This is a genomic window from Streptomyces sp. F001 (assembly GCF_004187715.1).
GTDB lineage: Bacteria > Actinomycetota > Actinomycetes > Streptomycetales > Streptomycetaceae > Streptomyces > Streptomyces flavusporus.
Map to the genome: position 1 here is coordinate 1 of NZ_QZWF01000030.1, position 20,117 is coordinate 20,117.

At 70.7% G+C, this 20,117-nt stretch carries 12 protein-coding genes and 13 pseudogenes; 13 read left to right on the top strand and 12 right to left on the bottom strand.

The window, feature by feature from the left end; translation table 11 throughout:
* The 6 genes and pseudogenes from StrepF001_RS39695 to StrepF001_RS39720 all read right to left on the bottom strand — a co-directional run.
* Positions 1–1,783: pseudogene (locus tag StrepF001_RS39695) on the bottom strand (alpha-mannosidase); the annotation flags it as partial.
* Positions 1,784–1,813: 30 nt separating this feature from the next.
* Entirely contained in the window at positions 1,814–2,086 is a 273-nt protein-coding gene (locus tag StrepF001_RS39700; protein ID WP_346656996.1) for a hypothetical protein, read from the bottom strand.
* A gap of 27 nt (positions 2,087–2,113) precedes the next feature.
* Positions 2,114–3,363: pseudogene (locus StrepF001_RS39705) on the bottom strand (glycosyl hydrolase).
* Between the two features lie 33 nt (positions 3,364–3,396).
* Positions 3,397–4,303: pseudogene (locus StrepF001_RS39710) on the bottom strand (carbohydrate ABC transporter permease).
* A pseudogene (locus tag StrepF001_RS39715) lies at positions 4,300–5,181 on the bottom strand (sugar ABC transporter permease). The pseudogenes StrepF001_RS39710 and StrepF001_RS39715 overlap by 4 nt, the downstream one beginning before the upstream one ends.
* A 6-nt stretch (positions 5,182–5,187) precedes the next feature.
* Positions 5,188–6,418, bottom strand: a pseudogene (locus StrepF001_RS39720) (extracellular solute-binding protein).
* A 325-nt stretch (positions 6,419–6,743) separates the two neighbouring features.
* Between StrepF001_RS39720 and StrepF001_RS39725 the strand changes: the two are divergent.
* Positions 6,744–7,739 (top strand): annotated as a pseudogene (locus StrepF001_RS39725) (LacI family DNA-binding transcriptional regulator).
* Between the two features lie 265 nt (positions 7,740–8,004).
* Here StrepF001_RS39725 and StrepF001_RS48950 read toward each other — a convergent pair.
* On the bottom strand, positions 8,005–8,184 hold the full coding sequence (locus StrepF001_RS48950; protein ID WP_240797908.1) for a hypothetical protein: 180 nt from the start codon (positions 8,182–8,184) through the stop codon (positions 8,005–8,007).
* 432 nt (positions 8,185–8,616) lie between these two features.
* Here StrepF001_RS48950 and StrepF001_RS39735 point away from each other — a divergent pair.
* The 6 genes and pseudogenes from StrepF001_RS39735 to StrepF001_RS50285 all read left to right on the top strand — a co-directional run bounded on the left by StrepF001_RS39735 (position 8,617) and on the right by StrepF001_RS50285 (position 11,644).
* Positions 8,617–10,131: pseudogene (locus StrepF001_RS39735) on the top strand (MFS transporter).
* Between the two features lie 199 nt (positions 10,132–10,330).
* Complete coding sequence (locus StrepF001_RS50265) at positions 10,331–10,519, top strand: hypothetical protein (protein WP_346656998.1); 189 nt, start codon at positions 10,331–10,333, stop codon at positions 10,517–10,519.
* A 181-nt stretch (positions 10,520–10,700) separates the two neighbouring features.
* Positions 10,701–10,982: a hypothetical protein gene (locus tag StrepF001_RS50270; protein ID WP_346656999.1), complete on the top strand. Its 282-nt coding sequence runs from the start codon at positions 10,701–10,703 to the stop codon at positions 10,980–10,982.
* Positions 10,983–11,018: 36 nt separating this feature from the next.
* On the top strand, positions 11,019–11,177 hold the full coding sequence (locus StrepF001_RS50275; RefSeq protein ID WP_346657000.1) for a hypothetical protein: 159 nt from the start codon (positions 11,019–11,021) through the stop codon (positions 11,175–11,177).
* Positions 11,178–11,363: 186 nt separating this feature from the next.
* Positions 11,364–11,462 (top strand): annotated as a pseudogene (locus tag StrepF001_RS50280) (hypothetical protein); the annotation flags it as partial.
* Between the two features lie 11 nt (positions 11,463–11,473).
* Positions 11,474–11,644, top strand: a complete 171-nt coding sequence (locus StrepF001_RS50285; RefSeq protein ID WP_346657001.1) for a hypothetical protein — start codon at positions 11,474–11,476, stop codon at positions 11,642–11,644.
* Positions 11,645–11,653: 9 nt separating this feature from the next.
* On the opposite strand, the pseudogene StrepF001_RS39745 reads toward StrepF001_RS50285, so the two are convergent.
* Together StrepF001_RS39745 and StrepF001_RS39750 are read right to left on the bottom strand one after the other, a co-directional pair.
* Positions 11,654–12,132 (bottom strand): annotated as a pseudogene (locus StrepF001_RS39745) (GNAT family N-acetyltransferase).
* A 64-nt stretch (positions 12,133–12,196) separates the two neighbouring features.
* Complete coding sequence (locus StrepF001_RS39750; RefSeq protein WP_129802632.1) at positions 12,197–12,370, bottom strand: hypothetical protein; 174 nt, start codon at positions 12,368–12,370, stop codon at positions 12,197–12,199.
* A gap of 471 nt (positions 12,371–12,841) precedes the next feature.
* On the opposite strand from StrepF001_RS39750, the pseudogene StrepF001_RS50290 reads away from it, so the two are divergent.
* From StrepF001_RS50290 to StrepF001_RS48975, 6 genes and pseudogenes are all read left to right on the top strand, one after another.
* Positions 12,842–13,398 (top strand): annotated as a pseudogene (locus tag StrepF001_RS50290) (metal-dependent phosphohydrolase).
* A gap of 91 nt (positions 13,399–13,489) precedes the next feature.
* On the top strand, positions 13,490–13,882 hold the full coding sequence (locus StrepF001_RS39760; RefSeq protein WP_129802974.1) for a MerR family DNA-binding transcriptional regulator: 393 nt from the start codon (positions 13,490–13,492) through the stop codon (positions 13,880–13,882).
* A complete protein-coding gene (locus StrepF001_RS39765; protein ID WP_129802975.1) occupies positions 13,879–14,145 on the top strand; it encodes a hypothetical protein in 267 nt (88 codons plus the stop codon). The genes StrepF001_RS39760 and StrepF001_RS39765 overlap by 4 nt, the downstream gene beginning before the upstream one ends.
* A gap of 68 nt (positions 14,146–14,213) precedes the next feature.
* Positions 14,214–14,414 carry a hypothetical protein gene (locus StrepF001_RS48965; protein WP_240797909.1) on the top strand — a complete coding sequence of 67 codons (201 nt, stop codon included), beginning with the start codon at positions 14,214–14,216 and terminating at the stop codon, positions 14,412–14,414.
* A gap of 177 nt (positions 14,415–14,591) precedes the next feature.
* Positions 14,592–15,242: a hypothetical protein gene (locus StrepF001_RS48970; protein ID WP_240797910.1), complete on the top strand. Its 651-nt coding sequence runs from the start codon at positions 14,592–14,594 to the stop codon at positions 15,240–15,242.
* A gap of 88 nt (positions 15,243–15,330) precedes the next feature.
* A complete protein-coding gene (locus StrepF001_RS48975) occupies positions 15,331–15,651 on the top strand; it encodes a hypothetical protein (protein WP_240797911.1) in 321 nt (106 codons plus the stop codon).
* A 242-nt stretch (positions 15,652–15,893) separates the two neighbouring features.
* Here StrepF001_RS48975 and StrepF001_RS39775 read toward each other — a convergent pair.
* From StrepF001_RS39775 to StrepF001_RS48980, 3 pseudogenes are all read right to left on the bottom strand, one after another.
* A pseudogene (locus tag StrepF001_RS39775) lies at positions 15,894–17,350 on the bottom strand (SDR family NAD(P)-dependent oxidoreductase).
* A 113-nt stretch (positions 17,351–17,463) separates the two neighbouring features.
* Positions 17,464–18,816: pseudogene (locus StrepF001_RS39780) on the bottom strand (wax ester/triacylglycerol synthase domain-containing protein).
* 246 nt (positions 18,817–19,062) lie between these two features.
* Positions 19,063–20,117: pseudogene (locus tag StrepF001_RS48980) on the bottom strand (sugar phosphate nucleotidyltransferase); the annotation flags it as partial.

Genomic DNA, 20,117 nt, shown 5'->3' on the forward strand with positions numbered 1-20,117 from the left:
CTCGTAGGTACGGCGGGCCTCGCGGTGCACCCAGGCGATGGAGGAGCCGGGCAGGATGTCGTGGAACTGGTGCAGCAGCACCGTCTTCCAGATGCGGTCCAGGTCCTCGTAGGGTAAGGAATCCCGTTCGCACGGCCGCCGTGGCCGCCCACAACTCGGCCTCGCGCAGAAGGTGTTCGCTGCGGCGGTTGCCCTGTTTGGTCTTGGCCTGGCTGGTGAGGGTGGCGCGGTGGAGTTCGAGGTAGAGCTCGCCGACCCAGACCGGCGGGTTCGGGTACTCGGCCGCCGCTTGGCGAAGAAGTCCGCCGGGGTCTCCCAGGCGACGGTCGCCGAGCCTTCGAGGTCGCGCAGCCGGGCCGCCTTGGCGACCATCTCGCGGGTGGTGCCGCCGCCACCGTCGCCCCAGCCGGTGGGGGCGAGGGAGTGGCGGGCGACACCCTTGTCCTTGAAGTTGCGGGCCGCGTGGGCGATTTCGCTGCCCTTCATGGAGCAGTTGTAGGTGTCGACGGCGGGAAGTGGGTGAAGATCCGGGTGCCGTCGATGCCCTCCCACGTGAAGGTGTGGTGCGGGAACTTGTTGGTCCGGGACCAGGAGATCTTCTGCGTCAGCAGGTACTTGCTGCCCGCGGCCTTGATGATCTGCGGCAGTCCGGCGGCGAAGCCGAAGGTGTCGGGCAGCCAGGCCTCGTCGTTCTCGATGCCGAACTCGTCGAGGAAGAACCGCTTGCCATGCACGAACTGCCGGCCATCGCTCGGATCCCGGATGTTGTGTCCGACTCGACCCACATCCCGCCGGCCGGCACGAACCGCCCGTCCGCCACGGCCTTCTTCACCCGCGCCCACACCTCGGGCCGGTGCTCCTTCACCCAGGCCCACTGCTGAGCCTGCGACATGGCGAACACGAAGTCCGGCTCGTCGTCGAGCAGCGCGGTCATGTTGGACGTCGTACGCGCCACCTTGCGGACCGTCTCGCGCAGCGGCCACAGCCACGCCGAGTCGATGTGCGCATGGCCGACGGCACTGATGCGGTGCGCGGACGGGGCCGCCGGGGTGGCGAGGACGTCGGTGAGCCGGGAACGGGCCTCGGCCGTCGTACCGCCCACGTCCTGGAGGTCGACCGCGTCCAGGGCCCGCTCCACGGCCCGCAGGATCTCCCAGCGGCGCGCGACTCCACCGGCAGCTCGGCCATCAGCTCGCCGAGCACCTCCAGGTCGATCACCAGCTGCCACACCGTCTCGTCGAGGACGGCCAGATCCATGCGCGTGAGCGTGTACTGCGGTTCGCTGCCGGCGGTCTCCTTGTCGCCGAGCTGTGTGGGCCGGAAGGGGTGGTAGTCGAGGATGACCGGGTTGGAGGCGCCTTCGATGTGCAGGCGCACCTCCTCACCGCCCTCGACCGGGGCGCCGATGCGCACCACTGGTTGCGCGGGTTGAGCCCCTTCACCGGCGTGCCGTCGGGCCGGTAGACCAGGCCCTCGCACTGGAAGCCGGGCATGTTCTCGTCGAAACCGAGGTCGAGGATCGCCTCGACGGTCCGGCCGGCCCACGCCTCGGGCACGGTCCCGGTGACCTGGAACCAGCTGGTGCCCCAGGGAGCACCCCACCGGGCGCCCACCTCGATGGGCTCCGGTTCGGCCGCGAGGCCCTCGGCGACCGGCACGGGTTCGTCGGGGCGTGCCAGACGGCCACGTCGAGTGGCACGGACTCGGGATACACGGCGGGTCGGATGCGTTCGTCGAGGACACGCCTCAGGCGGGCTTCCACGAGGCTGCGGTCGTCATGCATGCGGGGTGCTCCGTAGCTGGGTTGCGGTGGTTACCAGGTGTGGTTCACGGTCACGGGGTCCGACGAGGTGTAGAGCTCCCCTACGGCGCGCAGTTCGAACCGTGCCGCCCGCTCGCCCTGTCCGGGCCCTGAGGCCGCCGACGAAGTGGGCCCGCGGCAGGTGCCGCCGAGGAAGCGCCGGGTGCTGTCGGGCAGTAGGCGGTGGAGGGTGTAGCGGCGAACGCCGCCGGGGGCAGACTGCCGGCCGAAGCGCAGGTCGTCTGCGGAGGCGGCGGGCCTGGGGCGGCGCGGTGCGGACGGCAAGGGTATCGGGGCGCCGGCGCACACGGCTCACGAGCGGGTGCCTCCTCGGGTTCCTTCCGGGGCGGGAGTACCTGTTCGGGAGTGACGACCTCGGTGATGCGCGGGCGGCGAGATGGTCCTTGTCGTCCGCGTTCATGTCAAGGACGGTGGTGGGCCGGGCGCCGTCGGCGACCAGCCGAAGAAAGCGTCGAAGACCGGGCCGCCGGGCGCGCAGCGGGAACGGAGGGACGGGTCCGCGGAACGACGAGCGCTGTGGTCCGGGCGGCGGCTGCGGCGCCGGTGTGCTCACGGGCCGCGCGGGCCAGCACCGCGCGGAGTCCTTGGGCCGCCGGTCGTTGGTCAACAGGCGAGGCCGTACTCGAGTTCGGGAAGTCGGCGAGGTCGCGGGGACGTCGTGGGAGCACCACCAGGTGATGCCCCACAGGTCCGGGCAGTCCAACGCGTGCCGCACGGTGGCCTCGGTGAAGGAGGCGGCGTGCTCCGGCGGGACGAGCGGGGCGGGTGCGCCGACCTCCTGAAGCCAGACGGGCCGGTGCGGGTCGTCGGCCCAGGCCTTGCTGAGCTCGATGAGGTACTCGGCGTGGTGTTCGCTCGGCACGGACGTGCGGCCGTGGCGCTGGGCGGTGCCGTTGAACACCCAGGAGTGCACGGCCGTGACGGCACCGCGCCGGGCCGCCTGGGCCGGGGTGAACGGCTGGTCGTCCTGGTACCAGGTCGCGTCGTACTCGGCGTGCAGGTGCAGTCTGCCGGCGCGCCTCCTCGCAGGCGGCCAGCATCCGCTCCAGCCATGCGTCGATCTGCGCCTCGGTGGCCCGGTCGGGTCGGGATGCGGGCCGCGGCGAACTGGTTGACCTGTTGCCCAGGGTCATGCCGAGGAAGTTGGGGCGGTCGCGAGGGGGGGCCAGGGTGCGCAGGTAGGTCGCCTGGCGTCGAGGACGTTCCGGGTCGGTGAAGAGTTCCGCGGTGCCAGGTCCGGTCCAGGCGGGCAGGAAGTCGAAGCTGCTCAAATGCCCTTGCAGCCCGTCCACGTTGACGTCGAGCCCGCGTTCGGCGGCGGCGTCGACGAGCGCGACCAACTGCTCGACGGCCTTCGGCCTGATGAGGGTGCGGTTGGGCTGGAAGTACGGCCACAACGGGAAGACGCGGATGTGGTCCAGGCCGAGCGCGGCGATCGAGTCGAGGTCGGCGCGCACGGAGTCCAGGTCGAAGTCGAGCCAGTGGTGGAACCACCCTTCACTCGGGGTGTAGTTGACGCCGAAGCGCACGGCAGGGGGCATACGGGATCCTCGCGAATCGGAGGTACGGGTGGGTCAGCCCTTGACGGCGCCCTCGCCGACGCCACGGAAGAAGTACCGCTGCAGACAGGCGAAGAGCACGATCAGCGGCGCGACGGCGATGATCGTGCCCGCGGCGACGAGGCGTTCGTCGTTGGCGAAAGTGCCGTGCAGATAGTTCAGGCCGATGGTCAGCGTGAACTTGGAGGGGTCGCTGAGCACGATGAGCGGCCACAGGAAGTCGTCCCAGGCGCCCATGAAGGCAAAGATCGCGACAACAGCGATCGTCCCTTCACGGACGGCAGCGCGATCCGCAGGAACCGCTGCCAGACGTTGGCGCCGTCGACGAAGGCCGCCTCCTCGATCTCGTACGGCAGGTTGAGGAAGGCTTGCGCATCAGCAGCACGTTCAGTGAGGCGATGGAGCCGGGCAGCAGCACGCCGACGAGGGTGTTGTTGAGGCCGAGATCCCGCATGAACGTGAACTGGGCGATGATGATGCTCTCCACCGGCACGAGCATCGCCAGCACAAAGGCGAGCGTGGCCGCGCGGCGGCCCCGGTAGCGCAGCCGGGCCAGGGCATAGCCGGCGAGGGCGGCGCCGACGCGTTGGTCACCACGTTGGCTACGGCGACCTTCAGCGAGTTCAGGCGTAGTCCCAGACCGGGATGGTCTCTGCGACGCGCTCGTAGTTGTGCAGAGTCGGGTCGCTCGGCAGGAACTTCGGCGGGAGCTGAAGATGTCCTCGGTCGGTCCTTGAGCGAGGTGGACAGCTGCCACAGGAACGGGCCGACGGTCAGGGCCAGCACGGCGAGCAGCAGCAGGTAGCGCAGGGCGAGTTCCCAGCCGGGGATGCGGCGGCCGTTCTCGTCGTGAGGCGGCGGCGGGGCGCCGCTTCGGGGCGGGCGGCGATTCGACGGGACGTACTTTCTCGATCACGCTCATCGCTCCTCCCTCCGGTCGGCGCGCAGCACGAGCAGCATCAGGACGACGGTGACGACGAAGACGACCACGGAGATCGCGGAGGCGTAGCCGACCCGGCCGGTCAGGCCGGTGCCGGTGCGCTGGACCAGCATCACCAGGGTGGTGTCCTCGCCGGCCGGTCCGCCGGCGGTCCGGCCATCAGATACACCTCGGAGAACACCTTGAAGGCGGCGACCGAGGAGAGCGCGGCGACCAGGACCATGGTGGAGCGCACGGCGGGCACGGTGACGGTGAGGAAGCGGCGACCGCTCCGGCGCCGTCGACCGCGGCGGCCTCGTGCAGTTCGCGCGGTACGTTCCCGAGCGCCGCCAGGTAAATGATCATGTAGTAGCCGAGGCCCTTCCAGACCGTGACGGCCATGGCGCTGAGCAGCAGCAGCCACTGGTCGCTGAGGAAGCCGATCCGACCGACGCCGACCGTCTCCAGCAGCGCGTTGACCAGACCGCGCTCGTCGAGCAGCCACACCCAGATCAGGCCGACACGACGATCGAGGCGACGACCGGCGTGTAGAAGGGGAGCGGAAGAAGGTGATGCCGGGGATGCTCTTCTGCACCAGCAGGGCCAGAAGCAGCGGCAGGATCACCAGGGCCGGGACGACCCCGAGGACGTAGAGCGTGCTGTTGCGCAGGCCGATCCAGAACATGTCGTCGTGGAGCAGCTCGCGGAAGTTGGCGAGGCCCGAACTCGCCCGGAGCGTCCGGCGGTCGGTGAACGCGTTGACGCGTGGAGACGAACGGGTACAGCACGAACGCGCCGATGACGATCAGTCCGGGCGCGGCGAACAGCCAGGGGCTGCTCGGCAGCTGGCGCCGCACCCGGGAGACAGCGGGACTCGCCATGACGACTCAGCCCTGCTGCTGGAGCAGCCGGTCACACGCCTTGACAGCGTTGTCAAGAGCTTCCTTGGGGCTCTCCTTGCCCTGGAGCGCGCGGGCGACGGCGTTGCGCAGCTCGACCTTCATCTGCTCGCTGAACAACACCGGCGTGTAGTTGACCGCGTTCTTCAGTGACTCGGCGGCGGCCACCCGCCCGGGTCTCGTCGGTGCCGTCCTCCTTGGTGAAGTACGGGTCGTCGAGCGAGCCGGCGGTGCTCGGGAAGATGGCGACCTGCTTGGCGAACGACATCTGGTGCGCGCGCGTCGGTGACGTAGTGCGCGAAGGCGACGGCGGCGGGCTTCTGCTTGGTCTGCGCGTTGACCATCACGCCCATCACGTACATGTTGACGTGGCCGGTGCTGGTGATCTGGTCGGTGATGCCGATGTTGTTGTACAGGTGCGGCGCCTGCTTCTTGAAGTTGCCGAGGTCGAGGGCTGCCCGGGTTCATGGCGACGGCCTCGGTGAGGAACTTCTTGCCGGACGACTCGGGCGTGGCGGTCAGCGCCTGCGGGTCCAGGGCCTTGGCATCGTACAACTCTTGTACTTGGTGAGGAGTTCGACGCCCTTGGCGTCGTTGAAGGTGAAGCCGGTGCCCTCCTTGTTCATCAGCGGGACGCCGTAGCGGCCGAAGTCCTCGATGGTGGGCACGTTGGCGAGGGTGGCGACTCGCCGTCGGTCTTCTGCGCGATCTGCAGGGCGGCGGAGAAGACTTCGTCATACGTCTTGGGCGGCTGGTCGGGGTCGAGTCCGGCCTTCTCGAACAGGGACTTGTTGTAGAAGAGCGGGCCGGTTTGAGATACCAGGGGAAGGCGTACGTGCCGGTCATGCCTGGTATTTCATGGCTGGCCCAGGGCCTTCCAGGTACTCCTTCCTGTACTGCGGCGCGGCCTTGTCGAGGTCGAGCGCGAGGCCGGCCTTGGCGAGCGGGGCGACCAGGTCCGGAGAGACGTTGACGACGTCGGGCAGGGTGCCGCCGGCCGGTCGGCGCTGATCTTGTCGGCGTAGCCCTCGGCGGCTGGTCGACCCACTTCACGTCGGTGCCCGGGTACTTCTTCTCGAAGTCGGCGACCAGGCCTCGAAGTAGTCCTTGAAGTTGGCGCGGAGGTTCCAGGTCTGGAAGGTGATGTTGCCCTCCACCTTGCCCGAGGCGTCGGCCGAGCCGCCGTCGTCTCCCCGGAGCCGCAGGCACTGAGCGGCACGAGAACGACGGCGACGGCAGCGGCGGCGAAGGTCCGGCGGAAATGCGCACGACGAGGTGCTCCTTTGCGGCGGTGAGGTCCGGTGACGTCCGGATGGACCGGCGCGTCGGGCAGACCTTGCACTTCCCCTCCGCAGAAAGTCAATGGATTCAGCCAGCTAAAGCCTTAAGTTGAGCAAAGTGCCAGTTCAGGACGGTGTGAGCAGGGCCTTGCGTTGGTCACTAATGCGCTTTAGGGTGATCGAACTCAAGCGCATTAGTGCGCGGCGCTTTTCGAATGGGAGCAGCACGTGACGGGCAAGCGGTCTCCCGCGCGCCGGCCGACGATGAAGGACATCGCGCGGCGTGCCGGGGTCTCCGAGAGCGCGGTGTCGTTCGCGCTCAACGGGCGTCCGGGGGTCTCCGAGGTGACCCGGGACCGGGTGCGCAGGGTCGCCGAGCAGCTGGGCTGGCGGCCGAGCACGGCGGCGCGGGCGCTGTCCGGCGAGGGCGCGGCGACAGTCGGCTTCGTACTGGCCCGGCCCGCGGACACGCTGGCGTGGACTCGTTCTTCCTGCAGCTCGTGTCCGGCATCCAGGAGGTGCTGGCGGAGCGTCATCTCGGGCTGCTGTTCCAGATCGCGCAGAACAGCCGACGAGTGCGCGGTGTACCGGCGCTGGTGGGCCGAGCACGGGTGGACGGCGTGCTCGTCGTCGACCGCGCACCGACGACCCGCGCCCGGACCTGCTCGACGAACTGGGCCTGCCCGGCGTGGTGATCGGCGGCGCGCCCGACGCACGGCACCCCGGGCTGACCACGGTGTGGGCGGACGACGCCGGGCGCGATGGCCGCGGTCGTCGACGAGCTGTACGCCCTCGGGCATCGGCGGATCGTGCACATCGCCGGCCTCGCGGGACTCGCGCACCGAGCGCCGGATCCGTACGCTGCGCGCCGAGGCGGACCGGCGCGGTCTCACCGAGGTGCGGTCGGTGACGACGACTACTCGGACGCGGAGGGCGCCGCCGTGACCGCCGCGTGCTGTCCGGACCCACTCCCCGACGGCCTGGTCTACGACAACGACGTGATGGCGTCGCGGCGTCGCCGCCGCGGCAGGGCTGGGCTTCTCCGTGCCGGCCGATGTGTCGGTGGTGGCGTGGGAGGACTCCGCACTGTGCCGCATGGTCAAGCCCTGGCTGTCCGCACTGTCCCGGGACACGGTGGAGTTCGGCCGTACGGCGGCGCGGGAGCTGACCGCCCTGCTCGACGGCGGCCGGCCCGCACGGTGCAGGTGCCGGTGCCGCAGTTGATCGGGGGGGAGCACGGGGCCGGCGCGGGGCGACTGAGGCGCAGGCCTGGGTCAATTTTGCAGGGCGTGCATCTTGCATAGCATGCAAGTTATGCCGGAGAAGAGTGCCGCAGGGGGCGCCTGCGTGAGCAGAAGAAGCGGGCCACCGGGCCGCGCTGCGGAGGCGGCGGTACGCCTGGCGCCGAGCACGGGGTGGAGAACGTCACCGTCGAGGCCATCAGTGCGCGGCGGGTGTCTCCGTGCGGACGTTCTTCAACTACTTCGACGCGCGTGACGACGCCTTCGTGTGATCGACACGGACATCAGCGCCCGGGTGCGGAGCACCGTGCTGCGTGCCCCGGCCGAGGTCCCCGCTCGACGCCGTGCGCGACGCCATCGCGGCCGAGCTCGCCGAGGCCGAGCAGCAGCACGAGCTGTGGCAACTCCATGCCGAGGTACTGCGGGCCGCGCCGCATCTGCTGGTGCGCAGCCTCGGCGCGCACATGGCGGACGAGACCGGGCTGGCCGTGGCCATCGCCGGCGCCTGCGCGGCGGCCCCACGGACGTCCCCGGGACGACCGCGACGGACGAAGACGCCCGCCGGAGCCTCGACCTGTATCCGCGACTGCTGGCCGCGTCGCGGGCACCGCCGTCCGGGTCGCCGTGGAGCACTGGAGCGCCGACCCGGCGGAACGCCACTTCGCGGACGTGTTCCAGGAGACGTTCGCGAGCCTCGCCGCCGGGCTGCCGGCGCCGCCCGGCTGAGCATCGCACCCACCGCCCGTCCGACCCCGGTCATCGTCCCCTCTCCGTCGCGCGCCGCCGAGCACTCCTCCCCGCCTGAGCGTGCCCTCTCGCGCGGATCCGATCACCACCATCGAAAGAGCTGTCGTGACCGCACACCGCAGACGCCGGAACAGGCGTCGCCCACCTCCATGACCCAACGGCAGATACTCCAGGCATGTCCGGTCTGATGGCCGGCATGTTCGTCGCGATCCTGGCGGGCACCGTCGTCTCGAACGCGCTGCCCCGGATCATCGCCGACCTGGGGCCAGCCAGTCCTCCTACACCTGGGTCGTCACCTCCGAACTGCTGGCGATGACCGGACGGTTCCCCTGTGGGGCAAGCTGTCCGACCTCTACAACAAGAGCTGCTCCTGGCAGCTGTCCCTGTCGATGTTCGTCGTGGGGTCGCTGCTCGCGGGCTTCTCCCAGGGCGTCGGACTGCTCATCTTCAGCCGGGTCGTTCAGGCATCGGGCGGTGGTCTGACCGCGCTCGCCCAGGTCGTCATGGCCGCCGTCATCCCGCCGCGAACTGGGCCGGTACGCGGGCATCTTCGGTGCCGTGTTCGCCGTGGGCACCGTGGGCGGACCGCTGGTCGGCGGTGTGCTGGTCGACACCGACTGGCTGGGCTGGCGCTGGTGCTTCTTCATCGGCGTGCCGTTCGCCTGCTGGCCATCGCGCTGCTGCAGCGCACCCTGCGGCTGCACGGGTGCGGAAGGTACGGATCGACTGGCTCGGCGCGTTCCTGATCGTCGCCGGTGTCTGCGCGCTGCTCATCTGGTCTCGCTGGCCGGCAACCAGTTCGACTGGGCGTCCTGGCAGACCGCGGCGCTCACGGCGGTGGCGTGCTGCTGCTGGTGGCCGCGTGTTCGTGGAGTCCCGCACCCCGAGCCGGTCATCCCGCTCGGCATCTTCCGCAACCGCACGGTCACGCTGACCACGGCCAGCCTGCTGGTCGGTGTCGCCATGTTCGGGACCGTGTTCCTGTCGCAGTACTTCCAGGTATCCTCGGCAAGCCACCGTCGCTGGTCTGATGAGCCTGCCGATGATCCTGGCCTGCTGGTGTCGTCCACCGTCGCCGGCCAGGTGATCAGCCGGACCGCAAGTGGAAGCGGTACCTGGTGGCGGGCGCCGTCTTCATGACCGCCGGACTCGGACTGCTCGCCACGATCGGCGCCGACACCCACTTCGGCTGCTCAGCATCTACATGGCGGTGCTCGGCGTCGGCGTCGGCATGCTGATGCAGAACCTCGTGCTGGCCGCCCAGAACGACGTGCCCGCCGCCGAACTGGGCGCGGCGACCTCCGTGCTGTCCTTCTTCCGCAGCATGGGCGGCACCATCGGCACCAGCGTCCTCGGCGCGATCCTCGCCAACCGCGTGGCGACCGAGAAACAAGGGCCTCGAGGAGGCCGGCATCACCGGGGCGGCGGGCCAGGGTTCGGGCGGCGAGTCCTCGCACGTGCCGGACATGACGACGCTGCCCGCCCCGATGCGGTCGATCGTGGAGCACGCCTACGGCGTCGCCACCGCCGACCTGTTCCTCATCGCCACGCCGTTCGCCCTGCTCGCGCTGATCACCGTGGTGTTCCTGAAGGAGAAGCCGCTGAAGACCACCAGCGGCATGGAACGCCTCGCCGAGGAGTCGGCGGGCGCTCCGGTCGGCTGACCCGGGAAGGGGCTGCCCTGCCGCACGCGGGGCAGCCCCTTCGCCGTACGGTCGGTGACAGGGCCGGAGTTGATGAAGTCACCGGATGTCAGCCGGATTCGGGTCGGCACCCTCGACGTGACGGGCGCGTCCGGCACAGTTCTGCCTACGTACTCGCGAGTACGTACGCATCAGCCGCCCCCTGCCCCAAGGAGCGCCCGTGACCCACTGGGTCGGACGGACCGCCGTCGAGATCGCCGCCGCCGTACGCGAGAAGCAGGTAACGCCGCGGGAGGTGGTGGCCGAGCACCTCGCGCGGATCGAGCGGATCGACGGCCGGGTCGGCGCCTTTCGCACGGTGCGGGCACAGGCCGCGCTCGCGGAGGCGACGAGGTGGGCGCCGCGGTGATCTGGGCGAACTCCGCTCGCGGCGTGCCCGTGGCCGTCAAGGACAATCTGGCGGTGCGCGGCGAGGCCGTGCGGATCGGCTCGCCGCGACTGCCGACACGCCGGCCGACCAGGACCATGTCACCGTCGCCCGGCTGCGGGCGGGGTGCGGTGGTCGTGGGGCTGACCAATGTGCCGGAGCTGTGCGTGTTCGTACCACCGAGGGCGTGCACGGCACCGCCCGCAACCCGTGGGACACGACGCGCACGGCGGCGGCTCGTCCGGCGGCAGCGCGCGCCGCCGTCGCCCGCCTGGTGCCGATCGCCCTGGGCAACGACGGTATGGCTCGCTGCGGATACCGGCGGCCAACTGCGGTGTCGTCACCATCAAGCCGGCCGCGGGGTGGTCCGGCGGGCATCAGTGACGGCGACTGGTTCGGCATCGGGAAACGGGCCGCTGGCACGACCGTGGCGACGCGCGACTGATGCTGTCCGTCCTCGCGGACACCGAGGTCTACGGGGGTGCGCGCCGACACCCACCGCGTCGCCGTCTCCCTGCGCAGCCCCCTTGCCGGGTCACCGTCAGCAGACGTATACGACCGCGCCCAGGAGGCGGCCGGGCTGCTGATCAAGGCAGGCACCAGGTGCGGCGTGCCGATCCGCCGTATCCGCTGTCGCTGAGCTTCACCTCGCTCGCCACTGGACGGCGGGCACCTCCGTCGACGCCCAGGGCCTGGACGGCGGCTGCTGGCCCGGCGCACCCGGGTGCACGCGGCCGTCGGGAGGCGGTTCGTGGGAGCCGTGCGCGGCGGCGGGAGCCGGGACGCCCTGCGTCGGCGTCTGGAGCCGTTCTTCGCCGAGTACGACGTGCTGCTCACACCGGCGCTCGCCCGCCGTTCCCCCAAGGCCGGGCCCTGGCACGAGCGGGGCTGGCTGCGCAACGTGGCCGCCAACACCGCCTACTCGCCGATGACACCGTGGAACCTGACCGGCTGGCCCGCGATGACGGTGCCGCTGGGCACCTCCCGTCCGGCGCCCCCTGCGCCGTACAGCTCGTGGGGCGGCCGGGGTCGGAGGCGGAACTGCTGGGACTGGCGGCCCAGTTGGAGGCCGCGCGTCCGTGGCAGCGGACGGCACCGCTGGAGTAGGACGCCTGACTACAGGGCCTTGTACATGATGTGCAGTCCCACGGGCCGTGCCGGGGGTGGTCGTACGCGTCCGGCACGGTGCCGAGGATGGTGAAGCCGAGAGAAGTCCAGAGCTCGACCGCCGGGTTGGTCTCGACGACCGCGTTGAACACCATGCCCCGGTAGTCCTGGGCCGCGGCCTCGCCAGGATGTGCTCGGCGAGGGCGCGGCGATACCGCGGCCGCCCTGGTCGGGGTCGACCATGAAGCCGGCGTTGGCGATCCGGGCGGCGGGGCCGCCGTAGTTGGGGGTGAGGTAGGCGGAGCCGACGACGGCTCCGGTCTCGTCCTCGGCGACGTACACGCGTTTGGCCGGGCTCATCCACAGGGGCGGGCCGCTTCCTCGGTGGTGTCCGGGTCCCAGGCGTAGGTCTCGGCGGCGGCGACGATGCGGTGCCAGAACGGCCAGATGTGCGGCCAGTCGTCGGCCGTTGCTTCCCTGATCAGCATGGGCGTGAGTCTCGCACGCCCATGCCGTCGGCGATCGCGAAGGGGCCTGCCGGGTAAATCCGGGTCAGTCCACGCTGGGCAGGATGTGCGGCTCGGCGAGGTCGTCCTCGTAGCCCGCCAGGCGGATCGGGGCGGACCTGGCCCACACGTCGAGGTTGCCGAGCTCGCCGGGGCGGCGGCCCGCGCGCTCCGTGCGTTCCTTGGGGCGCTGTTCGCGATTCGTCTTCTCCGGTGTCACCGCGCACTCCTTATGTGTCGGGTCACCCTCGGGGCGCGTCGGCGGTCTGCGGTCCGCTGCCCGACGTCCGTTGGGTCTGACGTGCTGCTGCGCGGACGCGGTGGCGTCGGTGTGGTCGCGTGAGAGCAGGCCGTTGTGCACCGGCTTGCCCCGGGACGGACGGTGGGTGTGGGTAGGGACCCGTTCTGGCTGTCCGTCTGAACCAGACTAACCAAATGAGCGGGGGTCCGCTCGATAGGGCTGAAACAGTGGGTAACTATTGCGCGTCACCCCGTGCGCAATCAGGGGAAAACTACCCTTATTTGTTACGCAATGGACTCTTTTCGGATCACTCGAACGGCCTACCCGAGCGAACACGCCCTCGAGCAGCGGCTGCGGGGGCCACGCAGTTCAAGTCCCGTTGGCCGATTCGCAAGGCGGCCATGATCTGCTGACGTCCGGCAACGGCTTGTCCGGCGGGAGGACTGGCGCATGGAGCTGCGCAGTGTCGAAGAGCTGATGGATCTGCTGAACGCCTGCCGCGGAGTCCGGGACACCCCGGACTGCACCGGCGACCCGGTCGACCTGCACGACCACGCGCTGCAGACGGCCGCACTGCTGCCGAAGTCGCCCCGCCGACAAGGAACTCCAGATCGCGGGCCTGGTGCACGACATCGGGTATCTGCTGCGGCCCGGCGACGAGGCCGGTCAAGCCGACCACGCGGCGGACGCCGTCCGGGCCTTGCTCGGTGAACGGGTCTCCCGTCTCGTACGACTGCATGTGGCCGCCAAGCGCTATCTGGCCGCCGTGTCTGCGGGCGTGAGCTGTCCCGCGGAGTGCTCAGACCCTGAGCAGGCAGGGCGGCCCGATGAGTCCCGCGGAGGCGGCCGCGTTCGAGCGGGACCCGCTCGCCGACGACGCCGTGACCCTGCGGCAGGCCGACGAGGCCGGCAAGGTCATCGGGTTCGACGCGGGGGTCCTGGAGGACTGGCGCACGGTCCTGGAGCTCGTGGCGGCCCGCAACTCGCGGCTCGGGGCCGTCGAGTAGCGTCCGCCTGGTCCGGCCTCGGCGAGGACGCCAGCCGGGTTGAGAGCTGTTGATTCGGTTGTAGGTCACGGTTGGCCATACAGTCACTCGCATGAGTGAGAAGGCCGACGACTGGATCTCTGCGGGCAGGGCGGCGAAGCGGTTGGGCGTGTCGACGCGAACGCTGCGCCGCTACACCTTTGAGGGTGTGCTGGAGGACCGGAGGTCGCCGGGTGGGCGGCGGGTTTTCCGGGTGGGGGATCTGGATGCCTTGTCCCGCCGTCGTGGGCGGCCGGTGCAGCCGGAGGGCGCGGTGGTGCTGTACGGGCGTGTGCCGTCTCACCGGCAGCGGGCCGAGGGGGATCTGGACCGGCAGGTGGAGCGTCTGCGGGCGGCGGCCGGGGAGCGCGTGGTGGCGGGGGTGTTCACCGATGTGGCATCGGGGCTCTCCGACAAGCGCAAGGGGCTGCGCAGGCGCTGCGGGCGTGCCAGGACGAGGCGGTGACCGCCTTGCTGGTGACGCATGAGGAGCGGCTGGCGCGGTTCGGTACAGCGCTGCTGGCGGAGGTGGTGCTGCCGTCGTGGGGCGTGCGGCTGGAGATCGTCGGCGGGGACGAGGAGTTGGACGGCGGTGAGGGCGGGGACCTGGTGCGGGACATGATCGCGATCGTGACCTCGTTCTCCGGCCGCCTGTACGGGGCGCGTTCGGCGAAGGCGCGCGCGTTGACGCGGGCAGTGAAGTCCACGATCGAGGGAAGTGACTTGTAGGCCATTGTTGGACGCGCATAGGGTCTTGCTTGTCGGTTGGAGAAGCTGACGGGAAGGGGGGCGTGGCCATGGGGAAGCGCCGGAAGAAGCGCGCACTGCGCCCGATCACGGCCCCCTTCACCGTGGCCGCCCCGGCCGGGGCCCGTATCCGTGACCGCCTGCGCCTGAGCGCCGCCGATGCCGAAGTCCTCACGCTCGTCGGCTCCCATCTGGGCCGCCACCAGCGCGCCGATCTCGCCGAGCGGGTGGCGATCGGGCAGGTGCGGTGAAGCGGAACCAGCGCGCGGAGCGCAAGAAGGCGCTCACGGCCGTGTCGTCCTCGCGGTGGGCGGGGCGATGACCCGCGCCAGCGAGGACCAGTACCAGCTCTCCTTACGGTGCCTGTACGACGAGGCCGCCGGGCTGCGCCGCGCCATCGGCACCATCGAGCGCCGCCTGGCTGTGCCGTGCCAGAAGCGCGTGGGAGGGTCCGGGGCTACGCCGACCAGAACGAGCGCTTCCACAAGCAGCGCCGCTTGTTGGCGCTGAAGACCCGCCTGGCGGCCGTCGAGGCCCGCATCGCGTCCGGTCGCCCGGCCATCGCTGCGGGCGGCAGGCGACTGCTGAAGGCCCGTCACAATCTCGCCGACGCCCAGCTCACCGAGGCCCAGTGGCGCCGACGGTGGGAGGCGTCACGCCTGTTCCTGACCGCCGACGGCGAATCCGCGGCCCCGTTCGGGAACTACACCATCACCGTCGACCCGCACGACGGCACCGTGAGCCTCGTGCTGCCCGAACCGCTGCGGCACCTGGCCAACGCGCCCCGCGGCCGTTACCGGCTCACGTGCACCGTGCGGTTCTCGCACCGGCGTGGAGTGGTTGGACCGCGTGACGGCAAACCGGGCCGTCCGCTACGACATCGCCCACGACCCGCCCGGGCCGCTGGTACCTGGACGCCTCCTGGTCCACCGACAAGACCGTACTGCCCACACCAGAGAGATCCGCGCTCGGGCACGCGCATGCTCAGCGTCGATCTCAACGCCGATCACCTGGCCGCCTGCGTCCTCGATGCGCACGGCAACCCGGTCGGCGAACCCGTCACCATCCGCTGGAACTGACCGGCCCCACCGGCCGGCGCGACGGCGCCTCCGCGCAGCGATCACCCGCCTGACCGTCCTCGCTCACGAGCACGGCTGCGCCGCCATCGTGGTGGAGAACCTGGGCTTCGCCGACGCACGGGCCACCGGCCGGGAGACCATGGGCCGGGGCGGGCGCGGCAAACGCTTCCGCCGCACGGTGGCGGGTATCCCCACCGCGAGGTTCCGGGAACGGCTGCGCGGTATGGCCTTCCACCAGGGCCTGGTCGTCATCGCCGTGGACCCTGCCTACACCAGCATCTGGGGCGAGAAGTACTGGAAGACCCCGCTCCAGCAGCAGACCAGGACCACCGTCACCAGGCACCACGGTGCCGCCGTGGCGATCGGCAGACGCGGCCTGGGCCACAGGGTCCGGCGTCGCCAGGTGTGACCGCTCCCGACCGAGGATCGGACAGCGGAGAGCTACCGGCCAGACCGCACCCCAGGCCACGCGGACACGAGCCCACCCAGGACAGCGGGCACGCCCCACCAGGGCGACAAGACCCGACCACGCCGAGGTGACCAGCTCGTGCTGTTCCCCGACCTCGAAGACCGTTCGCGAGGTCACCAGGCCCTCACCGGCCCGGTCTACGGCGATTTGGCCAACACCGGCCAACTCCCACAGGAACGGTCTCACCACTTGCCGGGCGCGTAATCCTTGAGGAAGACGCCGTACAGGTCCTCGCCCGCCTCGCGCGCACGACGGGGTCGTAGACGCGGGCCGCGCCGTCGACAGGTCGAGCGGGCGTGGAAGCCCTCCTCGGCCAGGCGCAGCTTGTCGTAGTGGGGCGCTGTCGGTGATCCAGCCGGTGTCGACGAGGTCATGAGGATGCCGTCGGTCTGGAACATCTCCTGGGAGCTGGTCCGCGTGACCATGTTCATCGCGGCCTTGGCGGCGTTGGTGTTCGGGTGGCCCGCGCCCTTGTAGCGCGGCCGAAGACGCCCTCCATCGCCGAGACGTTGACGATGTACGCGCGCCCGCTTCGCCGACTTCTTCGCGGCGTCGGCCATGACGGGCGGAGCTTGCTGATCAGGATGAACGGCGCCGTGTATTGCACAGCTGGGTCTCGAGAGCTCACCGGGGAGATCTGCTCGATGGTCTGCACCCAGGTGTTGGTGTCGACGACGTCGGGGACGGGCCGCCCGCGTCGATGGCAGTGCCGTCGTGGTGCCGGGCGACGCTGGCGTTGCCGGCGACCAGGGCGAGGTCGGCGACCTGCTGTGCGTCGAGGCCGGAGATCCCGACGGGCAGCGCGGCCAGGCCGTCGACGGCACCGGAGCCGAAGGCGCCGATCACGTGTGGGCGGGCAGCTCACCGGCGGCAGCGGGGCGCTCTCGCCCTCGACCAGGGCGGCGTAGGCGGAGGGCAGACGGCGTACGGTCTGCGTCGCGTTGTTGATGAGAATGTCCAGCGGGCCCGCCTCGGCGACCTGGTCGGCGAGGCCGGCCTGCGCCGGGTCACGCAGCGATGCCGACGACCTCGAGGCGGTGCATCGTCCGCCGAGTCGTCCATGGCCTTGAAGCGGCGGATGGGTCCTTCGGGAACCGTGTGGTGATCGTCGTGTGCGCGCCGTCGCGCAGCAGCCGCAGCGCGATGTACTGCCGATCTTGGCGCGGCCGCCGGTGAGCAGCGCGCGCTTGCCGGTGAGGTCGGCGCGGGCGTCGCGCTTGGCGCGGTTCAGACGGGCGCAGTCGGACGAGCTGGTGGTAGAAGTAGTCGACTTCCACGTACCGGTCTTGCAGGTGTAGCAGGAGCGCGGGCGCTGGAGTAATCCCGCGATCTTGCCCTCTTCCGTGATCGACGACGGGAGGATGCCTCCGTCTCGTCGTCGATGCGCTGGGCGAGCCGGTCGCGTGGCCTCCGTGACCGTCTTGTCGTGCGCGTCTTGGCGGCCCGGCGCTCCTGGCGGCGGCGCTGCTTGACGGTGCGGTAGATGCCCGCGGTGGCCCGGCGCACGGCGATCGCGTCGGGGTGGTCGACCTCCAGCTTGTCGAGCTCCTCGAGCACGCTGAGGCAGACGGCCAGCCGCTCGGGGTCGATGCCGGGCCCGTACACACCTCGTCCGTGTCGCCGAGCCATCCTCTGTCAACCGTCATCGCCGCTGCCGTTCCCCTGTGTCTGCCGTCGCGGCGCTCCGGTCGCGCCCGCATTCGAAGGGCAGATTTTACGGAGCGCCGGGCCGCACCACCAAACCCGTCGCGATCAAGGAGCGCAGGCCTTGATCAGCGTCTCCACCTCGTCGGACACCGCCGAGCGAACCGGTCCAGGTCCGGTACGGCCCGTGCGTCGGCGACGAGCCCGTAGTGGACCCGCCCCCGGTACGTCGAGACGGCGACGGCGAGGGACTGGCCGGCGGCCAGCGGGGCGAAGGGGAACACCTCGTGAGGGGGTTGCCGCCGAGCTTCAAGGCCGAGGCCGGGCAGCGGCACGCTGGTGACCAGGATGTCGAACCACAGCCGGGCCGGCCTGGCTGACCAGCGGGCGCCGAGCCGGTGGCCGAGTGCCGGCACAATGGTCGGCGAGCAGCGCGACGGCGCCCGCGCCCGGTTGGGGCCGGCGTCCTTGTTGCGGCCCATGGCCGTGCGGACGCCTCGAGGCGGCCGAGCGGGTCGGGGTCGTCGACCGGAGCTGTATCAAGTAACCGGACAGCCGGTTGCCCCGTGGGTGCGCGGTGCGCGGGCGGCGCTTGAGACGGGGATCAGCGCGCGCGGCGCGACGCCCTCGCTGCCGTCGCCGCGTTCGTCGAGCCAGCGGCGCAGGGCGCCCCGACGACGGCGATCAGGGACGTCGTTGACGTACCTCCGACGGCCTTGCGGACGCGCGTGCACGTCGTCGATGTCGAGGACCACTCCGGCGGTACGACGGGTGCCGGAGGGCTCCGAGGTCAGCGCGGGCGACGAACGCATACCCAGGGTGGACAGGGCGACGGAGGCGCCGATGTCGAGGCCCGGCCCCATGTCGGACACGGCGCCGCGCAGCAGCCCGGGCAGCTTGCGCACGTCGGGCAGCAGGCCGCGCGGGGGTCGGCGGGGCCGGGGCCGCGGGGCGGCATGTCCGTGGGGTCCAGGACGGCCGCGGCCAGGGTCAGCGCGCGCAGGCCGTCGGCCAGGGCGTGGTGGAACTTGAAGAGCACGGCGAACGAGACGCCGTCCTCCCCGGCCAGCACGTGCGCCTCCCACGGCGGCCGGCGCGCTCCAGCGGACGCTCCATGAGCCGGCCCGCCATCCCCTGAAGTCGGCGGTGGGGCATGCAGCCGGGACGTGGTCGAGCGGGTCGAAGTCGGGGGCGGGCTCCCTGGCCGCGCCGCCGAAGGCGAGCGGCCGGCGGAGTCCGAAGGGGAACGGCTGCCCCAGATCGAGCGGCCGCCACACGTCCCGGATCCGCATCCGCAGCCCGGGCACCGCGGCGGCTCGGGCGGCGAGCAGGTCCGCGGCGTGGGCACCGGCGGCGGGCGAGTGGACCGAACACGCCGAGTGCGCCGAGATGCATGGGATGCAGGTCGGACTCGATGTTCCAGAACGCCAGGTCGAGTGGTGCGAGCAGGTCAGGAGTCAATGGCTTGCCTCGCGACGATGACGGGTGGGCCAGCAGTCAATCGCCCGGGGCGATTACGGTCAAGTACGATCAGGCTACGTACAGTTAACAGCAGATTAAGTCCCGCTTCCTGCGAAAGAGGCGGGACTCATGTGGCGTAAGAGGTCATAGTGTCGAGGTCAGCGCCCACGAAGGCGTGAACCGAGGCCGGCCCGGCGTGTCCGCTCGATCGTGTGACGGGCCGCCGCTCCTGCCGAAGCGGCCGGGCTACGGCACCCGCTGCCCCTTGCCCAGCGCGATCACGCCGCCCTTGGACACCGTGTACAGCTCGGCGTCCGCTCCGGGTTGACGCCCGATCGTCGCGCCGGGCGGCACCTCGACGTTCTTGTCGAGGACCGCGCGCGCACCACCGCACCCCGCCCGATGTGGACGTTGTCGTGCAGCACGACCCCTGCACCACCGCCCCCGGGTCGACCACGACACCCGGCGAGAGCACGGACCGCGTGACCTGCCCCCGGATCAGGCAGCGGCTGATGATGGACTCGCCGGCGATGCCGCCGGCGTTGAAGCGGGCCGGCGAGAGCTGGTTGGAGTGGGTGTAGACGGGCCAGCTGCGGTTGTAGAGGTTGAAGCGGCCGCTCGGCGATCAGTCCATGTGGGCCTGTGGTACGCGTCGAGCGTGCCGACGTCACGCCAGTAGCCCTGGTCGCGGCTGGTCTCGCCGGGGACGTGGTTGTCGCCGAAGTCGTACAGGTGGCCTCGCCGCGCTCGGTGAGCTGGGGAGGATCGAACCGCCCATGTCGTGCACGGAGCCGGCGCGTCGTCGGCGTCCCGCTGGAGGGCCTCGATCAGCGCCTTGGTAGTGAAGATGTAGTTGCCCATGGAGGCGAGGACGGATCGGGGTCGTGGGCAGGCCGGGCGGGTCCGCGGGCTTCTCCAGAACCGCTCGACGGTGCTTCCGTCGAGCCCGGAGTGATCACACCGAAGGAGGAGGACTCCGTGCGCGGACGCGTATCCCCGCCACCGTCACGCCCGCGCCGGACTCGATGTGCTGGGCGAGATCTGCGCGGATCCATGCGGTACACATGGTCGGCGCGAACACCGCGACGTACTCGGGCCGTTTCGTCGTAGATCAGGTTCAGGACTGCAGGATGGCGTCCGCGCTGCCCAGGTACCAGCGCGGGCCGAGCCGCTGCTGGGGGGGACGGGCGTGACGTAGTTGCCGAGGCAGGCTGGACATCCGCCAGGTCGTGGTGATGTGCCGGTCCAGCGAGTGGGACTTGTTACTGCGTGAGGACACAGATACGCAGGATGTCGCCGTG

Excerpts from the sequence above, each read along its gene's own strand:
- StrepF001_RS39760 (WP_129802974.1), top strand. The coding sequence starts at position 13,490 with ATGAGTGAGAAGGCCGACGACTGGATCTCTGCGGGCAGGGCGGCGAAG.
- StrepF001_RS48965 (WP_240797909.1), top strand. The coding sequence starts at position 14,214 with ATGGGGAAGCGCCGGAAGAAGCGCGCACTGCGCCCGATCACGGCCCCC.